The organism is Nocardioides speluncae (genome assembly GCF_003121585.1).
In the GTDB taxonomy this organism is placed as follows: Bacteria; Actinomycetota; Actinomycetes; order Propionibacteriales; family Nocardioidaceae; genus Nocardioides; species Nocardioides speluncae.
In genome coordinates this window covers 115,113-134,377 of sequence record NZ_QEOO01000031.1, presented here as the reverse complement: position 1 = coordinate 134,377, position 19,265 = coordinate 115,113, and the positions used below count along the sequence as shown (strand labels likewise).

Here is a 19,265-nt window from a genome sequence, read left to right as displayed (position 1 = left end):
TCGGGCCAAGCTTGCGATGGGTCACGAACACGGAGGAGAACCAGCCGGTTCACCCTGCCAGCCAGCCCCGGGCCAGCCACCACTGACACTCACAGCCCTTGCGACCGCTCGGTCTGACCCTTCTGACGCTCGGCATCTCCCTCGTCGCTGAGGCCGTCTCCCAGCGCCGCGACGACCGGACCGACGCCGACGCCGACGCCGACGCAACCGACTGAGGCCTGCGCACCCCGGACCACTGACACCTCTCGACCACGGATTAGGAGCCAGACATGAACCGCCTCCAGATGATGAGCATCGCCCAGGTCATCGCCGAGCTCGACGTACCCCGCTCGACCTTCTACCGCTGGCTGCACACCGGCCGCGGCCCGAAGTCCGTCAAGCTCCCCAACGGCAAGCGGCGCATCCGCCGCGAGGATCTCGACGACTGGCTGACCGAGTTCGACCCGCACGCGGTCGCCTGACCCGGGCCCGCGAACGATGCCACGACACGAGTGGCGAGAGTCCGTGACCGACGCCTGGCGCAGTGCCGACCATGCCTGGTGGCTGGCTGCCGAGGCAGCGACCAAGGGCTACGCCACGGAGCTGCGTGAGTACGCGGAGGAGCACCCACGACCGAGGCTCAAGGACTTCATGATCCACATGTCTTACGGCGACCCGGAGGTAGCAGCATGAACATCAGCGAGGCGAACGCCGTGAACGTCGTACTCCGGTACGTGCTCGACGACACCGACGACTCGGATGGCCGGCTGCAGCAGGCCACCGAACTGCTCGCCGAGAAAGCGAACAAGGCGCTCGGCGCGGGCTTGCGGCCCGAGCAGATCCGTGAGGCGTTCGAGAATGGGAACTGCACCGGATGAGCACGCTCACCCATGACGTGTCGATCTGGTCGATCCGCAACAGAAACGCGAAGCGCAAGGGACAGGCGGCACCGAAGCGCCAGTGGTCGAAGCCGTACGAGCTTCGTTGGCGTGTCGGATTCAAGCCACAGTCCCAGTCGTTCCTGACCCGTGCGCTCGCCGACCACTTCCGCGCCGACCTCCTGAAGGCGGCCCAGCGCGGTGAACTGTTCGACCCCGAGACCGGCCTGCCTGAGTCGATGCTCGCTACGGAGATACCCGACTCCCGGAGGTGGTTCGAGTTCGCCGCGGCGTACGTCAAGCTGCGTTGGCCGGCCGCGGCCGCAAACACCCGCAGGTCGATCGTCGACAGCCTCGCGGTCGCAACCCTTGGCCTCTTGGACGGCGAAGCTGTCGATCTGGACCGCCGGGTGATACGTGTCGCCATGACGTGGGCGCTCGTACCACGACCTGAAGACCAAGACGTCTCCGAGGAGACACGGCTCGCTCAGTTCGCCGGCCGGCACCGCGACATCGACCCACGGAGTCTCCAGGCCGCCCTGCGTCTGCTCCCGAAGGCAACCCGCCGGATGTCGGAGCTGAATGAATCGGAGGTCGTACGGAGCCTCCTGCACGAGCTGGCGATCAATCTCGACGGGAAGGCCGCCGCTGCAGACACGCAGTCTCATCGCCGCCGGGCAGTGAACACGGCACTCGAGTACGCGGTCGAGGTCGGCGACATCGCCGACAACCCACTGCAGCGGAAAGAGCACAAGCGGAAGAAGGTCGCACGCGATCCGGCGATCGACCGGCGCACGGTGGTCAACCCGAAGCAGGCGAGGGAGTTTCTCACCGCCGTTTCGTATGTCGGTTCGTGGAAGCGTGCCCGCGGGCGGCGCCTCGTGGCCTTCTTCGCGACGATGTACTTCGCCGCCCCGCGGCCCGCGGAGGCGGTCTTCCTTCGTCGACCGGATTGCGAGCTGCCCCACGATGGCTGGGGGACCCTCTACTTCCAGGAGACCCGTCCGGAGAGTGCGAAGCAGTGGACCGACAGCGGTCACAGGCACGACGAACGCGGCCTCAAGCAGCGCGAGCGGGGCGACGTCCGGCCCGTTCCGATACCGCCAGAGCTTGTGGCGATTCTCCGCGCGCACATCAAGGAATTCGGTACCGCCGAGGATGGCCGGCTGTTCGCCAACGAGCGCGGTGGGCTGATCGGGTCGAGCACCATCAACCGAGTTTTCAAAGAAGCGCGCGAGCTCGCCTTCATGCCTCACCAGGTGGCCTCACCGCTCGCCGAGACGCCGTACGACCTTCGCCACGCAGCCCTCTCGACTTGGCTCAACGCCGGAGTCGACGCGACCGACGTCGCCAAGCGAGCCGGCAACAGCGTTGAGGTGCTCCTCAAGATCTACGCCAAGTGCCTGGACGGCCAAGAGGACCGCAATAACACCTTGATCGAACGCGCCCTCGCCGACCGGCCACTCACCGGCGACGTGGACGCCAGCGTCACCCCGTACAGCGACAACTCTGAGCACGAGAAGGGCGATCTATCATGACGAACGGCGACCTGAGCCCGACGGCTGCCGGCCAGGCGCGCGGCCTCCACAATGCGCGGTCTTCGGCGGCCTCGTGGGGCAGTTGTGGGACAGAACGCGGATCGGTCCCCCACCGTGTCGACATCCTCGCAGGTCAGGGCCACAATGGCTCGGAAAAGCGCGATGGCCTCCTAAGCGAAAGGTCGCAGGTTCGACTCCTGCCTGGGGCACCCACCGGCTACCTGAGTGGCAGCAACAAAGCTGGCCAGCTCTCCTTGGCCACCCAAGCCCGCACACACCTCAGGACGCGAGAGCTCGGGGCCCCTCCGTGATCTCGTCGGGATCGACGACCGCGAGGTATCCCTGCTCCTGAAGCGCCGCCACTACCTGCCGGACGGCCTCACTGATGTCCTGCAGATGCTGGTCCTCGTGGTCGCTCTCGACACGAGCCTCGATGACCGCCTGCTCGGCCAGAATCGCAAGCCAGGTCCTGAAGGCACCCTTCTCGGCACCGTCCAGGCACTGGTGGTCTGGACGGAGAAGCACCAGCAGGAGATCGCCACGGCCCGGGCCGAGTTCGACGCCAGGGCGGCCGTCAGCCCCTGACCTCGGGAGATCTGCTCGCCGGCCGCTACGCCGGGTGAGCCAGGCAGACCGCCAGCGGCAGGTCCCCGCACGGCACCCGGTCCGCCGGCGCCTCGATCAGCGTCCCCGCGGCGCATTGCGGGTCGGCGGACACGACGACCCGACCATGGTCGGAGATCAGCGTGGCGTCCGCGCTCCGCAGTGCGTCACCGAGAAACTCCTCCATCCGCTCGGCGAGCGTGTCGGCGCCGACGACGCCGACCATCCGGCCGCCTGCGATCACCGGCATGGTGCAGGTGACGACGTACTCGTCGGTGCAGACGTAGTCGACGTACGGCCCGGTGATGTGCCGCTGACCGGTGCGCAGCGGGACCCGGAACCACTCCCGGAGCGTGTAGTCGAACGGGTCGCCGGCGGGCGCGTCGGCCTGGCCGAGCAGCTGCTGACTCTCGCCCTGCCACCAGGCGAGATAGAGCGAGCAGTCGGTCAGCGCGTCGCGGTCCGCGACGAAGCCGCAGCCGAGCACCACGCCCTCGCTCAGCAGCGCGTGTACGTCGGGGCGAACGGCGTCGCAGATGCCGCGAGTGTCGACCGGACCCGCGGCGAAGCGCTGCTGCACAGCGCGCTGCATCAGCTCGATGGAGGTGAAGAGGCGCTCGAAGAAACGAGTCACCTCGTCGGCGGCCACCTCGAGACCAGTTGTCGCTGTCCGCACGTCTGCCATCATCGCACCCCCGCATGCAGGTCCACCAGGCTCGCGATCGCCGCCGCAACCTGCTCTTGGGCGGCCCTCCGGGCGAGGCCGGCGTCGTGCGCCGCGATTGCCTCGACCAGCTCCAGATGGCGCACGCGCGTCGCCTTCCGGAACTCAGGACTGGTCAGCGGCAGCTTCAGGAGTACGCCGAAGTCGGCCTCGTGCCGGACCACCTCGCGAGTCATCCGAGCCGACTGGGTGAGCGCCGCGATGGACAGGTAGAGCTCGGAGCTGGCGTGACGCCAGGCCCCGACATCATCGACGCCCTCGTCGACCAGCAGGTCTCGTAACGACTCGGCGTCCAGCTCGTCGGCGTACGGCGCCGCCAGCTCGGCGCACCCGGCGAGGATGACGCGGTAGAGGGTGCCGCGGTCGCGCAGCTCCACCAGGGACATGTGGGTCAGCCGCTCCTGGAGTGCGGACTCGTCGGACTGCTTCGGGCGGGTCACGAAGCTGCCGCCGCCGCGACCACGCACGGTGGTCACCAGGCCCTGGTTGCGCAGCGCGACCAGTGCCTCGCGGGCGGTGACGGTGGCGACGCCGAGCATCGAGGCGAGCTCCTGCTCGCTCGGCAGGCGCTCCCCGTCGGCCAGCATGCCGGACCGGATGGCGTCGGCCAGCCGCTGCTCGACGCGGGTCGCACGGCCGGGATCGCCCAGCGGCGCGAAGATCGCCGATCTGGACCGCGACGCATGTCGCAACGTCATCCTCCGGCGCCCTTTCCTCACGTCCGTCTCACGTCAGCCGGCCCTGTCTGCAGGCCTAGGCCGGACGCTACCCGACCTCCTCCGAACAACGGTAGACATTTAACATCTGTTTCTATATGTTTACCGATGTGCCGCCCATCACAGACACGAAACGGGAGTCGAACGCGATCTCCCTCCGGAGCGTGACCAAGAGCTACGGCCCCGTCACCGCTGTCGACGACCTGACCCTCGACATCCGTGACGGCGAGTTCTTCTCGATGCTCGGACCGTCGGGGTCCGGCAAGACGACGGTGCTGCGGATGATCGCCGGATTCGAGCGAGCCACCGCCGGCCAGGTGCTGCTGGACGGGCGGGACGTCACCGACACCGCCCCCTTCGACCGGGACGTCAACACGGTCTTCCAGGACTACGCGCTGTTCCCGCACCTGAACGTGCTCGACAACGTCGCGTACGGGCTGCGGGTCCGCAAGGTCTCCAAGCGCCAGCGGTACGAGCGGGCCAGGGAGGCCCTCGCCACCGTGCGGCTGGAGCACCTCACCGCGCGCAAGCCCAGCCAGCTCTCCGGCGGCCAGCGGCAGCGGGTCGCCCTGGCCCGCTCGATCGTCGTACAGCCCAAGGTGCTGCTGCTCGACGAGCCGCTCGGCGCGCTGGACCTCAAGCTGCGCGAGCAGATGCAGGTCGAGCTCAAGCAGCTGCAGCGCGACCTCGGCATCACCTTCGTCTTCGTGACCCACGACCAGGAGGAGGCGCTCACCCTGAGCGACCGGGTCGCGGTGTTCAACGAGGGCCGCGTGGTCCAGCTCGGGACACCGAGCGAGATCTACGAGCAGCCGCGCTCGCCGTACGTCGCCCAGTTCGTGGGCACCTCGAACCTGTTCGACAGCGCGGCGTCGCAGCGGCTCTTCGCACGCACCGGCACCCACGCGCTGCGACCCGAGAAGGTCAGCCTCTACCCCGCCGGCAACGGCCACCCCACAGACTCCGACGGCCACGTGATCCGGGCCGTCGGCACGATCACCGAGTCGATCTATCTCGGGACCGGACACCGCGTCCACGTCCGGCTGGAGGACGGCAGCCCCCTGGTGGTGCTCGAACAGAGCAAGGGCGCGGGGGCCGAGCACGAGACCCGCGGTGATTCGGTCATCGCGAGCTGGTCCCAACTGGAGACCGCTCACCGGGCGCGGTCGACGCGGCCCTCGTCCCAGACCGGCTCGTCGGTCTCGTAGACGCGGCCGTCGGCGCCGTACACGAGGAAGCGGTCGAAGCCGCGGGCGAACCAGCGGTCGTGGGTGACTGCCAGCACGGTGCCCTCGAAGGACTCGAGGCCCGCCTCGAGCGCCTCGGCGGACTGGACGTCGAGGTTGTCGGTGGGCTCGTCGAGCAGGAGCAGAGTGGCGCCGGACAGCTCGAGCAGCAGGATCTGGAAGCGCGCCTGCTGGCCACCGGACAGCGACTCGAAGTTCTGATCGGCGGCGTGGGCGAGCTCGTAGCGGTCCAGCACCCGCGACGCCTGCTCGCGACCCATGCCGGCACGACCGTCGGGCGTGCCGTCGCCGCGGTGCAGGATGTCGAGCAGCGTGCGGCCGACCAGCTCGGGGTGCTCGTGGGTCTGCACGAACCAGCCGGGCCGCACCCGCGCGCCCAGCCTCGTCCGGCCATGGTGCCGGACGGGCTCGATCGGTACGTCCTCGACGGGCCGGTGCTCCACATCCGGGTCGGTGCCACCCCGGGCCAACAGCCGGAGGAAGTGTGACTTGCCCGAGCCGTTGGAGCCGAGCACGGCCACCCGCTCGCCGTACCAGACCTCCAGATCGAACGGCTCCATCAGCCCGGTCAGCTCCAGCGACTCGCAGACCACCGCGCGCTTGCCGGTGCGGCCACCCTTCAGGCGCATCTTGACCTGCTGTTCGCGCGGCTGCTCGGTCGGCGGACCGGCCTCCTCGAACTTGCGAAGCCTGGTCTGGGCGGCCCGGTACTGGCTCGACATGCCGTCGTTGTACTCCGCCTTGATCTTGAGCCGGAGCACCAGCGCCTTGATCTTGGCGTGCTCCTCGTCCCAGCGGCGCCGCAACTCCTCGAAGCGGAGGAATCGGTTCTTGCGGGCCTCGTGGTACGACGCGAAGTCACCCGGGTGGGTCCAGGCGCTGTTGCCCGCGCCGGAGGCGCCGAGCTCGATCGTCACCACCCGGGTAGCGGTGTTCGACAGCAGCTCCCGGTCGTGACTGATGTAGAGGATGGTCTTCGGAGACTCGTTGATCCGCCGTTCCAGCCACTGCTTGCCGGGTACGTCGAGGAAGTTGTCGGGCTCGTCGAGCAGCAGCACCTCCTCCGGGCCACGCAGCAGGTACTCCAGCACCAGCCGCTTCTGCTCACCACCGCTCAGGGTCGACAGCTCGCGGTACTTGGCGCGGTCGTAGGGCACACCGAGGCCGGCCATCGTGCACACGTCCCACGTCACCTCGATGTCGTAGCCGCCGGCGTCGGCGAACTCGGCCAGCGCCGCGGCGTACTTCATCTGGGTGGCCTCGTCGTCGGTCTCCATCAGCGCGCGCTCGCAGGCGTCGAGGTCGTACGCCGCCTCCTGCACCCGTGGCGGCGCCACCGACAGCAGCAGGTCCGCGACTGAGGGCGGCTCACCGTGCCGTTTGGGCAGCGCGTCGGCCACCATCTGCCGCATCACGCCGAGGCCGCCGGAGCGGGTCACCGCACCGGCGTGCGGGACCAGGTCGCCGGTCACGATCCGCAGCAGCGTGGTCTTGCCGGCACCGTTGGCGCCGACCAGGGCCACCTTCGCTCCCTCGCCGACCCGGAAGGACACGTCGTCGAGGAGCACCCGGCCGTCCGGGAGCTCGTACCGAATACCTGCGACGTCGACGTGGCCCACGAGTGACGATTGTCCGGCATCGTCGCTCCTGGGCCTACCGAGTTTCGGGGTCGGTGTGTCCTGGGCTGTCGTCCTCGTCGTCGGCACTCGGCGCACCGGTCGCCGACGCTCTCCACAGCGGGTCGCTGGGGTCGGCGTACGGCTTGTCGACGCCGGCGGCCTCCCAGGTGTCGGATTGGTCGCCGGGACCGGTGGCGGCGCCGGCGTACGGAACCCCGTAGTAGTCGTAGATCGCCCTGCCGTCCTCGGCGCTGATGTGCCCGCCGTCCGACTCGCACGGCGGCGCATGCTTGACCTGTTCCTTGGTGAACGGCATCTGGACTGCGTCCCCGGTCGAGGTGGCGTCCCTGACGGGCACGAACGTCTCATGGGTGCCGAACCACCCCGTCTGTACGGTGACGAACTCGGCCCGCGCGGACTGGTCGTCGACCCAGACCTGGCCGATCTTCCCGAGCTTGTCGCCATCGGGCCCGTACGCCGTCTGGCCGATCACTGTCTGCAGTTCTGCGGTCGTGAGCATCACGCTCTCCTCAGGTTGCGGCTCTACTTTCCCCTCGCCGCGGCTGTACCCGGTTTGCCCCCGGACACACCGGGTGAGATCGCCGGTGCCGCCCGTGGGTGGATGACAGCCGGCGCCGGGCACGCAACGATGGCCGCATGAGCGAATCGGACGTCGCCAAGCCGGGCTGGCCGCTGCTGCTGATCTGGGTCGTCGGGGTCACCGTCGTCCTGCTCGGACTCGGCTATCTGCTCGCGCCAGAGTGGACCAGCGAGCAGGTGACCCGGGAGTCGTTCGACTCCGACCAGGCCAACTCCGACCTGCGCGCCACCGTCGGCGGCGCGACGGTGGGCATGGGCCTGTTCTTCTGCTGGTGCGCGCTGAAGCCACAGCGGATCGCGGTCGGCCTGCTCGCCTCGACGCTGGTGTTCGCCGGCCTGGTTGTAGCCCGGCTGATCGGGTTCGCCATCGAGGGGGTGTACGCCGCCCAGCTCGGCGCCTTCGTCATCGAGATCGCCGGTGTGGTGCTCAGCGTGCTTGGTCTGAGGACCCTTGCGGCTAAGGGGCTGGCGGACCCACGAGCCGCAGCGTCCGCCGAGCAACACTGACAGTCACCCGCTGGCCCCAGGCCAGTGTCAGGTGGTCGACCTCGACGCCGTCGCCGAAGGCCACCAGGCTGTCCGACTCGACGTCGAGCACCAGCTCGCCGCTGCTCTCCAGCAGCCCTGCGGTGTACGCCGTACCGGTGTTTGGCGACGGCCACGCCTCCCGCACGAACCACGCGAGCCGGCCATCCGCCGGCGTCGGCAGCGCGAAGTCGCAGTGCCGCTCCCGGGCAGCCGACGAGCACCAGCCGGTCGCGCCGGTGCCGGTGCCGATGAGTACGCCGGACGACGACTGCCTCTCCGCTACACCGTCCGGTCCCCCGATCCGGACGGTGTAGCGCGAGGACTGGTGGTTGGCCTGGCCGACGTAGATCTCGTTCAGCGCGAGCAGCTCCTGGCCGTCGTCCACGGCGAGCCGTACCATCGTCCGTTCCTCGACGCTGGCCCGGCCGGCCACTACCGCTGCCAGCAGGTCCGCGACCTGCTCCGGCGCGGCCTGGCACAGCAGGCCGGCGTTGGCGGCCGGGTCCGGGTTCACGCCGATCACCGGCTGGCCGTCGAGGTACTTCGCGACGTTGGGGACCAGGCCGTCCTGCCCGACGACCACGACGATGTCGTCGGGCGTGAACAGGTAGCGGGCCAGGTCCTCGCGCTCCACCGAGCCGCGCCGCCACTCCAGCGGGATCGCCGCCGCGACCGCGTCCAGGCCGCGGCGTACGGCGTCGTGCCGGGCCTCGACCTCGGCCAGGTCGCGGCCGCGGCCGGAGAGGAAGAACGCCGCCTGGCCGCGGGTGCCGTGGTGCGCGAGCAGCGCGTCGTACTCGGTCTGGCGGTGGCAAACGACCACGCGGGGGCTGACGGTCACGCCGACTCCCGCGCTCCGGCGCCGTTGCCGAGCCGGGCAAGTAGCGGCGCGACCACGTCGGGCGAGACCACCAGGCTCTGCAGGTCGGGCATGTTGGCGGCCAGCTCCTTGAGCGCCAGGCCCATGATCACCGCGTCGGACAGCTCGGCGTACGCCGCCAGCCGGGCCGCCTCCGCACCCGCCTCGGCCGCGCCGACCACCTCGGTCGCCCGCGCCTTGGCCTCGGCCCGCTCGACCTCGATCTCGGCGTCCGACTTCGCCCGGAGCGCGTTGGTGGCCGCCTGCAGCTCGGCCGCACGCCGCTCGTTCGCACCACGCTGGGCGACCAGGTCCTCTTGGCGGCGGGCCAGCTCGATCTGGTTGGCGAGCTCGTTCTCGCCGATCGCGGCCTCCCGCTCCACGGCCAGCGCCCGCCGCTCGAAGGTGGCCTTGTCGGCGTCCTGCTGCACCACCTCGCGGGCCGGGGTCTGCAGGGCCTTCTCGACCTCGGGCTCCGGGTCGATGGCGAGGATCCGGACCGCGATCACCGCGACCCCGGTCTCGGTCAGCCGCTGGTCGTCGGCCAGCCCGGCCGTGATCGCGTCCCGGGTCGCGGCGACGCCGCCGGTCAGCGCGTCGGCGAGCGTGTGCCGGATCAGCAGTTGCACGGTCTGCTGCTGAGCGGTCTCGGTCAGCAGTCCCGCGAGCTGGTCGAGCGGCCGGCCGTTCCAGAGACCGGTGGCCGGGTCGATCGAGAAGTCGAGCCGCTGAGCGGCGGTGGCCGGGTCCAGGACCCGGTAGGTGATCGTGCCCTGCACGGTCACGTCGAAGTAGTCGCTGGTCCGTCCGTGGAACAGCATCGGCAGCTCCCGGTCGTCGACCGGCACCTCCGAGATCGCCGCGCCGAGCGGCCGGAACCAGATCGACTGCCCGACGCCCTCGCGCCGTACCTGGCCGGTCTTGAGGTGCTGGACGTACGTCGTCGCCGCACCGCTCAGGTGCCGGACGAACGGGAAGCGGGTGATCGTTGCCATCTGTCGTCTCCTTATTTGTCGTTACGACATAAATGATCTCCGCTTCCACTTTTCTTGTCAAGACGGCAATAACTGGCACGACACTTTCGTGACGGACTATCCGGTGAACGCCGGGTTTCGCCGGGACGTCTAGGATCTGGACATGGCTAACGGGGACCAGATAACGGCCACTGAGACGCGCGCACCCATACCCGCCACCCGGCCCGCCGCCCGGGCAGTCGCCTTCGCGGTGTACGTCGTCGGGCTGCTCGCGTGGACCCGGTTCTTCGGCGTACCCAGTGACACCGTGCAGGTCTTCGGCTGGCTCTGGCTGGCCACGATCGCCTGGCGGATCGAGGCGCCGCCGCGCCAGCACCTCGACTTCCTGCGCGACTGGTGGCTGCCCACCCTCGGCCTGGTCATCTACTTCTACAGCCGCGGCCTCGCCGACGAGTGGGGACTGACCCCGCACGTGCAGATGCCGATCGACGTCGACCGCTGGCTGTCCGGGCTCTTCGGCGGCGGCGCCACCCCGACCGAGCACCTGCAGTCCGCACTCTGCGGCAGCCCGTGCGACCCGGCCAGCGACCCGCGCTGGTACGACCTGGTCTTCACCACCGTCTACACTTCGCACTTCCTGGTCGGCCCGACCCTGGCCGTAGTCCTCTGGCTGCGGAACCGGGGTGAGTGGAAGCGCTGGATGCGCCGGTACGTCGGCATCAACTTCGCCGCGCTGGCGGTCTACATCCTGTACCCGATGGTGCCGCCGTGGATGGCCGCCGAGCACGGCTACCTGCCCTCCGACATCCACCGGCTGACCGGCCGCGGCTGGGAGGACGTCGGCCTGTCCCGGTTCCACCTGGTCCTGCACGGCGTCGGCAACCCGGTCGCCGCGATGCCATCACTGCACGCCGGCATCGCCTTCCTGATCGCGCTGTTCGCGATCAACCGGCTGAAGTCGTCGTACCGCTGGCTGCTGCTCGCCTACCCGATCGTGATGTCGGTCGGGCTTGTCTACTACGCCGAGCACTACGTCATCGACATCATCGCGGGGGCCGCCCTGGCTCTCGCCGTACTCTGGGCCTGCTCGAAGTGGGAACGCTCCCGAGGCGACTGACCGCCTAAGGCGCCGGCCGGGACTCCAAGACCCGGAAGCCCTTGGCGCTCGCCAGCCGGGTGGTCGGGTAGCCCTGCTCACCGAGCCAGCGCTGCAGCGAGTCGGCCCCGAGGTTCTTGCCGACCACCAGCACCGCACGGCCACCGGGCGACAGCCGCGGCAGCCAGGTGAGCAGCAGCTCGTGCAGCGCCTGCTTGCCGATCCGGATCGGCGGGTTGGACCAGATCTCGTCGTACGCCGCGTCCGGGTCGGCCTGCTCCGGGGTGCTCGCGGTGAACCGGTCGGCGAGGCCGAGGGCGGCGGCGTTCTCGTTGGCAAGGAGTACGGCGCGCTCGTTGACGTCGACCGCGGTGATCGTGGCGGTCGGGACCGCGCGGCCGATGGCCAGCCCGATCACGCCGTACCCACAGCCGAGGTCGAGGATCCGGCCACCGCCGGGCGGCTCGGTCTCACGGAAGAGCGCCGCCGTACCGATGTCCAGCCGGCCGTTGGCGAACACGCCCGACCCGGACACCAGCTCCAGCTCGTACCCCCACACGGTCGCCGTGACCGGCGTCCGCTTGAAGGCGACCGACGGGTCGGCGGTGAAGTAGTGGTCGTCGGTCACAGGGTCCGTACCCTTCTGGCCGCCTCGGCCTGGGCGGCGAGCTCGGTGTCGTCGGGGTAGCCGACCTCCTCCAGGGTCAGCCCGTTCGGCTGGACGACGGTCACGCCGGGGTCGCGGACCTTCGCCGTCAGCACCTGGCTCACCCACGCCGGCTCGCGACGTCCCTCCCCCACGGCGAGCATGCTGCCGACCAAGGCGCGGACCATGTTGTGGCAGAAGGCGTCGGCGCGAACGGTGGCAATGAGCAGCCCGTCGGGTGTGCGGTCCCAGTGCAGGTCCAGCAGCGAACGGATTGTGGTCGCGCCCTCGCGCTTCTTGCAGAACGCCGCGAAGTCGTGCTCGCCGAGCAGGGCGGCGGCGGCCGCGTTCATCGCGTCCAGGTCGAGCGGGCGCGGCCACGCCAGCACGTGGCTTCGAGTCAGCGGGTCGACGACGGTTGGGTCGTCGGCGATCCGGTAGGCGTAGCGCCGCCAGACCGCGGAGAAGCGGGCGTCGAAGCCGGGCGCCGCCTCGACCACGCGCCGTACTCGAACATCGGCGGGCAGGATGCCGTTGAGCCGGCGCAGCAACGCCTCCAGCGGCGGGTCGGCCGAGCGGCCGGCCGACTCGGTGAGTGTCGCCGGTTCGGTGTCGAGGTGGACCACCTGGCCCCGCGCGTGGACACCGGTGTCGGTCCGTCCCGCACACGTCACCGCGACCTCGGACACCCGAAGCGCCGTCGCCAGCGCCGCCTCCAGCATCCCCTGTACCGTCCGCAGCCCCGGCTGCGTCGCCCACCCCTTGAACTCGGTGCCGTCGTAGGCCAGGTCGATCCGGATCCGCACCTTCCGCATCCTAAGCGTCGCCGACCCGCCCCGTGTTCACGCCGTACGACGCCGACCCGCCCCGTGTTCACGCCGTACGACGCCGACCCGGCCCGTGTTCACGCCGTACGACACCGACCCGGCCCGTCTTCACGCCGTACGACGCCGACCCGGCCCGTCTTCACGACAGTCGCGTCAACACGGCCCGTGTTCACGCCGTACGACGCCGACCCGGCCCGTCTTCACGCCGTACGACGCCGACCCGGCCGGTCTTCACGACAGTCGCGTCAACACGGCCCGTGTTCACGCCGTACGACGCCGACCCGGCCCGTCTTCACGCCGTACGACGCCGACCCGGCCGGTCTTCACGACAGTCGCGTCAACACGGGCCGGGTCGACGTACCTCACCGTCAACACGAGCCGGGTCGACGTACCTCACCGTCAACACGGGCCGGGTCAGCGCGCCTCACCGTCAACACGAGCCGGGTCAGCGCGCCTCACCGTCAACACGAGCCGGGTCAGCGCGCCTCACCGTCAACACGAGCCGGGTCAGCGCGCCTCACCGTCAACACGAGCCGGGTCAGCGCGCCTCACCGTCAACACGAGCCGGGTCAGCGCGCCTCACCGTCAACACGAGCCGGGTCAGCGCGCCTCACCGTCAACACGAGCCGGGTCAGCGCGCCTCACCGTCAACACGGGCCGGGTCAGCGCGCCTCACCGTCAACACGGGCCGGGTCAGCGCGCCTCACGGTCGATACGGGCCGGGTCACGTCAGAGCTCATGGGCGTACGGCGGGTCAGCGCCGGGGCGGGAGACGGTGACGGCGGCGGCGCGGGCGGCGTACGCCACGACCTCGTGCCACTCGTCGGACGACAGCGCCGCGAGCACCGGGCGTCGATCAGCTCCCAGGAGGTCGCGGCTCCAGAGGGCGTGCAAGGTGGCGGCGCCGAAGGTGTCACCGGCACCGATCGTGTCCACGACCTCGACCGGCGGCACCGCCACGTCGACCACCCCGGAGCTGGCCAGCACCGTGGCCCCTTCGCCGCCCCGGGTCACCACGACCGCCGCCGGGCCGCGCGCCAGCAGCGCACCAGCGCTGTCTCGCCAGGACCGCTCCGGGTAGAGCGCCGTGAGGTCCTCGTCGGACGCCTTCACCACGTCCGCCAGATCCACCATCGCCTCGACCCGCGCGACCACGTCGGGCCCGGTGCCGGTGATCGACGGCCGGGTGTTCACGTCGTAGCTGACCATCGCCGACTCTCGAAGCGCACCAACCGCCGAGACCACGGCGTCCGCGCCCGGCTGGAGTACGGTGCCGAGCGAGCAGGCGTGGACCGCGACCGGCCGCGTGTCCGGCGACAGCTCGACACCGTCGAGGTCCCACACGATCTCGAACTGGTACGACGCCGACCCGTCCGCGCCGATCCGGGCGAGCGCGGTCGACGTCCGCGCCGAGCGCCCGCCGATCACCGTCAGCCCGGCGGCGGCGTGCTGTTCGGCGAGCAGCCGGCCGTGGGCGTCGTCGGCGTACCGGGTCGCGAGCACCACCGGCCGGCCGAGCCTGGCCAGCGCGACCGCGACGTTGGCGGCGCTGCCGCCGGCGTACTCCTGCCGTTCTTCGCCGCGCACCATGACATCGATCAGCGACTCACCCACGACCAGCGCGACGTCTCTCATGGCGAGAAGCATGCCGCAGCCCCGGCCCGTCGATGCGGACGGACCGGGGCTGCGGGGGGATAACTCAGAGGATGGGCGAGAACGGCTCGGTGCCCGGCACCAGCTTGAGGCCGGAGATGCCCGAGTGCTGCTGGGCGTAGGCGAGCTCGTGGGCCATGTCACCGATGTTGTTGGACAGCGGCAGCGGCGCCAGGCCCAGCGTGGACAGGGTGCCGACCGCGTTGCCCTCACCGTCGAGGAAGGCCGAACCCGAGTCACCCGGGATGCCGGGCGTCAGCGTGTAGAGCGGGTGCGACCAGCCGTTGCCCTCGACACCGAGGCTGATCCCGGTCTTGGGCGACAGCTCGGTGCGACCGAAGCGGAGGCTGGAGTTGCCGTAGCTGTAGACCCGGTCACCGGCTGCGGTGCCAGCGGTGTTGATGCCGACCGGACCTCCCCAGAACGGCACCGACGGGTTGACCTTCGCGACGTCGCCGGCGGCGACCTTCACCAGTGCGAAGTCGTTGTAGGCGCAGGTGTCGGGGTCGGTCTCGCCACGCTTGTGCATGGTGTCCCACGAGCTGTAGGCGAGGGTGCCGCGGCCAACGACGGTGCCTTCGCTGATCAGGCTGCCGCCCTCGTTGAAGGTGACAGCGGTACCCAGTGCCAGCGACTCGGCCTCGCAGCCGTTGGTATCGGTGGCGGCACCGGTGCCGGCGCAGTGCGCGGCGTACCCGACATAGGTGGCGCCGGCGCCGTCGGTGAAGACGAAGTTTCCGGTGCACTGGGCGCCGTCGGTGTACATCTGCACACCGGGGTGGATCTGGGCGGTGTCGGCGGGCGCCCACGCGCGCGAGGCGGCGGATGCGGTCGCCGGCGCGCCGAGCAGGCTGAACGCGAGCAGGCAGGCGCCGATGGCGGCGAGCACGGATCTGATGAGGGCAGGGCGGAACGAGTTCATGGAGCTGGTCCTCCTGGGTCGTGTACTGACCGGGCGGGTCAGGATGCTGGACAGGTGACCAACGAGCGCGAGCGGCTCACGTTATGTCGTGCGGGGCTACGCTCGGCGGCGTGACAGAGCCAACCTCAGGGCAGCCCACCGCCCGTGGGCCGAAGCCCGCGATCGTGCTGGTGTCAGAAAGCAGGTGCGACTTCCTGCTCGACGAGTTCGGCCGGTACCAGCGCGACTACGACCTGCGTACGGCGACCAGCGCGACCGCCGCCACCGCACTTCTCCACGAGCTCGCCGACCAGGGCGTCCCGGTCGCGATGCTGGCCAGCGAGAGCGAGCTGCCGGACGCCGAGCTGTTCCCGGCGATGTCGACCTGGCGGGTACTCGTCCCGACCGCCCGGCGGATCGTACTCATCCACTGGAATGTGTTCCGGGCGAGCGTGCCGCGGATGAGCGAGGGCCTGCGGGCCGGCAAGTTCGACACCTACCTGCTGATCCCGCGCGGCGTACGCGACGAGGAGTTCCACAACGCGATCACCGACCTGCTGTCGGACTGGGGCTCGTCGGTGGCCGGACCGGAGATCGACGGCATCCGGATCGTCACGCCGTCGGTGACCCCGCTCGTCATGCAGATCCGCGACTTCCTGGACCGGATGGGGATGCCCAACCGCACCTACGCACCCGAGTCCGAGCAGGGCCAGGAGGTGCTGGCGCTGTACGACGGCGAGCCCGGCTTCCCGCTGGTGCATGGCTGGACCGCGCCACCGATGGTGGTCGACACGGTGCGCGACGTCGCGATCAGCCTGTACGGCAAGCCGGCCGACATCGTTCTCGACGGGGTCGCCGACCTGGCGATCGTGGGCGGCGGCCCGGCCGGCCTGGCCGCCGCGGTGTACGGCGCCAGCGAGGGCCTGTCGACGGTGCTGGTCGAGGCCGAGGCCGTGGGCGGCCAGGCCGGCACCAGCTCGATGATCCGCAACTACCTCGGCTTCCCGCGTGGCATCTCGGGGATGCGGCTGGCCCAGCGGGCGCGTATCCAAGCCGTCCGGTTCGGGACCCGCTTCTTCACCGGCTGGCCGGTCACCGAGCTCCGGCCAGGCGTGGCCGGCGAGCCGCACTGCCTGGAGACCGGCGGCGGCATCGTCCGCGCCCGCACGGTCATCGTCGCGTCCGGAGTGGCCTACCGCCGGCTCGGAGTACTCCCGCTCGAGGAGCTGGTCGGGCTCGGCGTCTTCTACGGCGCCGCGATGACCGCGGCCCGCGAGATGCAGGACCGCGAGGTGTACGTCGTGGGCGGCGGCAACTCGGCCGGCCAGGCGGCGGTCCACCTGGCGCGGTTCGCCCGCTCGGTCACGATCCTGATCCGTCGCGAGGACCTGACCGCGACCATGTCGGAGTACCTGATCCGCGAGATCAAATGGAACCCGCGGATCTCCGTCCAGCCCCGGACCCAGGTCGTCGACGGCGGCGGAATCGGCCGGCTGGAGTGGCTCACGCTGCGCGACCTCGATGAGGAGAAGGAGACCCGCGTCGATGCCGACGGCCTGTTCCTGCTGCTCGGCGCCCAGACCAACTGCGACTGGCTGCCGGCCGAGGTGGCCCGCGACGAGCGCGGCTTCGTGCTCACCGGACGCGACGTACCGAAGGGCTCGTGGACCGAGGGCTCGCCGCCGGCGAACCTGGCCACCACCGTCCCCGGCGTGTTCGCGGTCGGCGACGTCCGGGCCGGCTCGATGAAACGGGTCGCCGCCGCCAGTGGCGAGGGCGCCAGCGTCGTACCGCTCGTGCATGCGTTCCTGGAGACCGCCGACTCCTGAGTGCCGAATCCAGCGAGCTAACGCCCGGAGCTCGGTTCCAGCAGCTCCTCGACCTGCGAGGTGAAGGTCAGCGCGAAGGTCCTGGTGAGGTGGTGCTTGTCGCGGTAGATGAGGATGTCGCCGTCGACGGGGGTACAGAGGTCGGCCTCGCAGATCCGCCGTACGACGTCGAGGAACCGCACTCCGCTCGTGCCGCGCAGCGTCTCGCGCTCGCGGCCATGGCTCTCCGGAAGGTCGAACCGGCACTCGGCCACCTCGCCCGATTCGGCCAGGCAGCTGGGCGGGCTGAACGGCGAGCCCGGCGGGTCGACCATGTAGACCACCTCGATGCCCGTATCGGTCAACCGGGACACGGTGCGGCGCATGCCCTCCTCGATCAACTGGTACGACGCATCACGGGCGACCACCTCCCCAGTCTCCCGGTCGTGCACCGCCCGCGGCTCGCTGCCGATGTCCGACCCGATGAACACGAGGTCGGGGTCGGCCTCGATGATCCGGTCCAGGATCGCCGACCGGAACTGGTCGCACTCACGATAGGGACGGCGATGGAGCGGGTTGTGCAGGGTGACGTCAGGCATCGGGCAGCCGTTCTTGGTCCAGCTGGTCAGCCGCCATCCCAGCTTCCGCGCGGCTCGCTCGAGGGGCGGGAACATCATCGCGGCGTGACTGTCGCCGACAAGGACGACATGGTGATCGGAGTCGGCGTCGGCGAAATCGCAGCTGGGCGGCTTCGTCTCCTTGACGCCGAGGTTGCAGCCGGTGCCGACCAGGTCGTCACCACCATCGCGGCTCGCCATCGCCGGAGCTGGTCGCAGGGTGACCTTCTCCCCCTCCATCGCGGTCACGACGGTCCGGTCCTCGTTCGAGACAAGGGGGATGGCGACGACCAGGACGAGTGAGAGGCCGGTGAGGGCCACCCCCAGCTGGAGCGATCGGGTCCGGCTGCGGACCAGTGCCGGCCAGCGACGTACCGGATCCTCGACATACCGGTAGGTCAGCCACGACACCGCCAGGGCCGCTGCGGCAAGTACGGCGTTCCCGGCAAGCGTCTCCTCGGCCGGCCAGGCGGCGTTGCCGAGGACGAGGAACGGGAAGTGCCACAGGTACCAGGAGTAGGACAGGTCGCCGACGACCCGAGCTGGGGCGACCGAGAGTGCGCGGCCGACGATGGTGCGACCGCTGCCACAGCCGCCGGCGACGAGGAGTACGGCGGACCCGGTGGGGACCAGCGCCAGCCACCCCGGGTAGTGGGTGTCGCCGCCGACCTCGCGAAGGGTCGCCACCGACCACACGAGGCCGAGCAGCCCACAGCCCGCCAGCGCCGTCGCGATCTTGGGCCCCTGCCGGCTGAGCAGCGGTTGCGCGATCGCCAGCAGCGCTCCAAGGCCGAGCTGCCAGGCGCGGGTCGGACTGCCGAAGTACGCGAGCGGCTGGTTCTGGCCGGTCTGCACGACCGCGAGGGCGAACGACCCGGCGACGGCCGCCGCGGTCACCAACGCCAGTGCCAGGCGCCGCCGAGACGTCGTACCCACACCGAGCCGGACGGCAGCGGCAAGGACGGCGACCAGCACGAGCGGCCACACTAGGTAGAACTGCTCCTCGACGCCCAGCGACCAGTAGTGCAGGACCGGGCTCTCGGCGCGATCCTGGGCGAGGTAGCTGGTGTTCTGCTGCACGAACCGCCAGTTCCCGGCGAACACCACCGCCCACAGGAGGTCGTCCAGCACCGCCGGGCGCTCCAGGACCGGCAGCACGATCGATGACGCGATGGCCGTGGCCGCGATCACCAGCGTTGCGGCGGGCAGGATCCGGCGGGCCCGGCGGGCCCAGAACCTCGACAGCGAGATGCCACCCTCGCGCTCGTGCTCGGCCAGCAGCAGCCCGGTGATGAGGAAGCCTGAGATCACGAAGAACACGTCGACGCCGACGAAGCCGCCCTCGGTCCCTGGAACCCCGGCATGGGCGAGTACGACGACGGTCACGGCGACCGCACGCAGCCCTTGGATGTCGGTCCGATACACGCTGCCCCCCGATGCTCATCGGGTAGC

The 19,265-nt window shown here is 70.3% G+C and carries 20 protein-coding genes; 9 read left to right on the top strand and 11 right to left on the bottom strand.

Annotated features, from left to right (window positions below):
* Positions 1-269 precede the first annotated feature (269 nt).
* The 5 genes from DDV73_RS17175 (at position 270) to DDV73_RS28010 (ending at position 2,980) form a co-directional block, all read left to right on the top strand.
* Positions 270-461, top strand: a complete 192-nt coding sequence (locus DDV73_RS17175; RefSeq protein ID WP_109508486.1) for a helix-turn-helix transcriptional regulator — start codon at positions 270-272, stop codon at positions 459-461.
* Positions 462-504: 43 nt separating this feature from the next.
* Positions 505-672, top strand: a complete 168-nt coding sequence (locus tag DDV73_RS28015; protein ID WP_154402793.1) for a hypothetical protein — start codon at positions 505-507, stop codon at positions 670-672.
* Positions 669-857, top strand: coding sequence for a hypothetical protein (locus DDV73_RS17170; RefSeq protein WP_109508485.1), 189 nt, complete (start codon positions 669-671; stop codon positions 855-857). The genes DDV73_RS28015 and DDV73_RS17170 overlap by 4 nt, the downstream gene beginning before the upstream one ends.
* Positions 854-2,395: a tyrosine-type recombinase/integrase gene (locus tag DDV73_RS17165; protein ID WP_109508484.1), complete on the top strand. Its 1,542-nt coding sequence runs from the start codon at positions 854-856 to the stop codon at positions 2,393-2,395. The genes DDV73_RS17170 and DDV73_RS17165 overlap by 4 nt, the downstream gene beginning before the upstream one ends.
* A 225-nt stretch (positions 2,396-2,620) precedes the next feature.
* A complete protein-coding gene (locus DDV73_RS28010) occupies positions 2,621-2,980 on the top strand; it encodes a hypothetical protein (RefSeq protein WP_154402792.1) in 360 nt (119 codons plus the stop codon).
* Positions 2,981-3,005: 25 nt separating this feature from the next.
* On the opposite strand, the gene DDV73_RS17155 is transcribed toward DDV73_RS28010, so the two are convergent.
* A complete protein-coding gene (locus DDV73_RS17155) occupies positions 3,006-3,674 on the bottom strand; it encodes a cache domain-containing protein (RefSeq protein ID WP_240617336.1) in 669 nt (222 codons plus the stop codon).
* Positions 3,675-3,682: 8 nt separating this feature from the next.
* Entirely contained in the window at positions 3,683-4,420 is a 738-nt protein-coding gene (locus DDV73_RS17150; protein ID WP_109508482.1) for a FadR/GntR family transcriptional regulator, read from the bottom strand.
* A 128-nt stretch (positions 4,421-4,548) separates the two neighbouring features.
* Between DDV73_RS17150 and DDV73_RS17145 the strand changes: the two genes are divergently transcribed.
* Positions 4,549-5,646, top strand: a complete 1,098-nt coding sequence (locus tag DDV73_RS17145) for an ABC transporter ATP-binding protein (protein ID WP_240617335.1) — start codon at positions 4,549-4,551, stop codon at positions 5,644-5,646.
* Here DDV73_RS17145 and DDV73_RS17140 read toward each other — a convergent pair.
* Together DDV73_RS17140 and DDV73_RS17135 are read right to left on the bottom strand one after the other, a co-directional pair.
* Positions 5,592-7,304 carry an ABC-F family ATP-binding cassette domain-containing protein gene (locus DDV73_RS17140; RefSeq protein ID WP_109508480.1) on the bottom strand — a complete coding sequence of 571 codons (1,713 nt, stop codon included), beginning with the start codon at positions 7,302-7,304 and terminating at the stop codon, positions 5,592-5,594. The two genes, DDV73_RS17145 and DDV73_RS17140, sit on opposite strands and share 55 nt — an antisense overlap.
* Before the next feature lie 34 nt (positions 7,305-7,338).
* Entirely contained in the window at positions 7,339-7,824 is a 486-nt protein-coding gene (locus tag DDV73_RS17135) for a PRC-barrel domain-containing protein (protein ID WP_109508479.1), read from the bottom strand.
* 137 nt (positions 7,825-7,961) lie between these two features.
* Between DDV73_RS17135 and DDV73_RS17130 the strand changes: the two genes are divergently transcribed.
* The gene (locus DDV73_RS17130) at positions 7,962-8,411 is read left to right on the top strand and encodes a DUF4345 domain-containing protein (protein ID WP_109508478.1); all 450 of its coding nucleotides are present in this window, start codon (positions 7,962-7,964) and stop codon (positions 8,409-8,411) included.
* Here the strand turns inward: DDV73_RS17130 and DDV73_RS17125 are convergent.
* Together DDV73_RS17125 and DDV73_RS17120 are read right to left on the bottom strand one after the other, a co-directional pair.
* Entirely contained in the window at positions 8,362-9,273 is a 912-nt protein-coding gene (locus tag DDV73_RS17125; protein WP_109508477.1) for a diacylglycerol kinase catalytic domain-containing protein, read from the bottom strand. The two genes, DDV73_RS17130 and DDV73_RS17125, sit on opposite strands and share 50 nt — an antisense overlap.
* Positions 9,270-10,286 carry an SPFH domain-containing protein gene (locus tag DDV73_RS17120; RefSeq protein ID WP_109508476.1) on the bottom strand — a complete coding sequence of 339 codons (1,017 nt, stop codon included), beginning with the start codon at positions 10,284-10,286 and terminating at the stop codon, positions 9,270-9,272. The genes DDV73_RS17125 and DDV73_RS17120 overlap by 4 nt, the downstream gene beginning before the upstream one ends.
* 142 nt (positions 10,287-10,428) lie before the next feature.
* Here DDV73_RS17120 and DDV73_RS17115 point away from each other — a divergent pair, with 142 nt between their 5' ends.
* Complete coding sequence (locus DDV73_RS17115; protein WP_109508475.1) at positions 10,429-11,382, top strand: phosphatase PAP2 family protein; 954 nt, start codon at positions 10,429-10,431, stop codon at positions 11,380-11,382.
* Between the two features lie 4 nt (positions 11,383-11,386).
* Here DDV73_RS17115 and DDV73_RS17110 read toward each other — a convergent pair whose 3' ends face one another.
* The 4 genes from DDV73_RS17110 to DDV73_RS17095 form a co-directional block, all read right to left on the bottom strand.
* Complete coding sequence (locus tag DDV73_RS17110; protein WP_109508474.1) at positions 11,387-11,989, bottom strand: class I SAM-dependent methyltransferase; 603 nt, start codon at positions 11,987-11,989, stop codon at positions 11,387-11,389.
* Entirely contained in the window at positions 11,986-12,813 is an 828-nt protein-coding gene (truA, locus tag DDV73_RS17105; RefSeq protein ID WP_240617334.1) for a tRNA pseudouridine(38-40) synthase TruA, read from the bottom strand. Before truA ends, DDV73_RS17110 begins: the two co-directional genes overlap by 4 nt.
* A gap of 750 nt (positions 12,814-13,563) precedes the next feature.
* A complete protein-coding gene (locus DDV73_RS17100; protein ID WP_240617333.1) occupies positions 13,564-14,469 on the bottom strand; it encodes a PfkB family carbohydrate kinase in 906 nt (301 codons plus the stop codon).
* A gap of 64 nt (positions 14,470-14,533) precedes the next feature.
* Positions 14,534-15,409 carry a hypothetical protein gene (locus DDV73_RS17095; RefSeq protein ID WP_109508471.1) on the bottom strand — a complete coding sequence of 292 codons (876 nt, stop codon included), beginning with the start codon at positions 15,407-15,409 and terminating at the stop codon, positions 14,534-14,536.
* 110 nt (positions 15,410-15,519) lie between these two features.
* On the opposite strand from DDV73_RS17095, the gene DDV73_RS17090 reads away from it, so the two are divergent.
* Complete coding sequence (locus DDV73_RS17090) at positions 15,520-17,217, top strand: NAD(P)/FAD-dependent oxidoreductase (RefSeq protein ID WP_109508496.1); 1,698 nt, start codon at positions 15,520-15,522, stop codon at positions 17,215-17,217.
* A 17-nt stretch (positions 17,218-17,234) separates the two neighbouring features.
* On the opposite strand, the gene DDV73_RS17085 is transcribed toward DDV73_RS17090, so the two are convergent.
* Positions 17,235-19,238: an acyltransferase family protein gene (locus DDV73_RS17085; RefSeq protein ID WP_109508470.1), complete on the bottom strand. Its 2,004-nt coding sequence runs from the start codon at positions 19,236-19,238 to the stop codon at positions 17,235-17,237.
* Between the last annotated feature and the right edge of the window lie 27 nt (positions 19,239-19,265).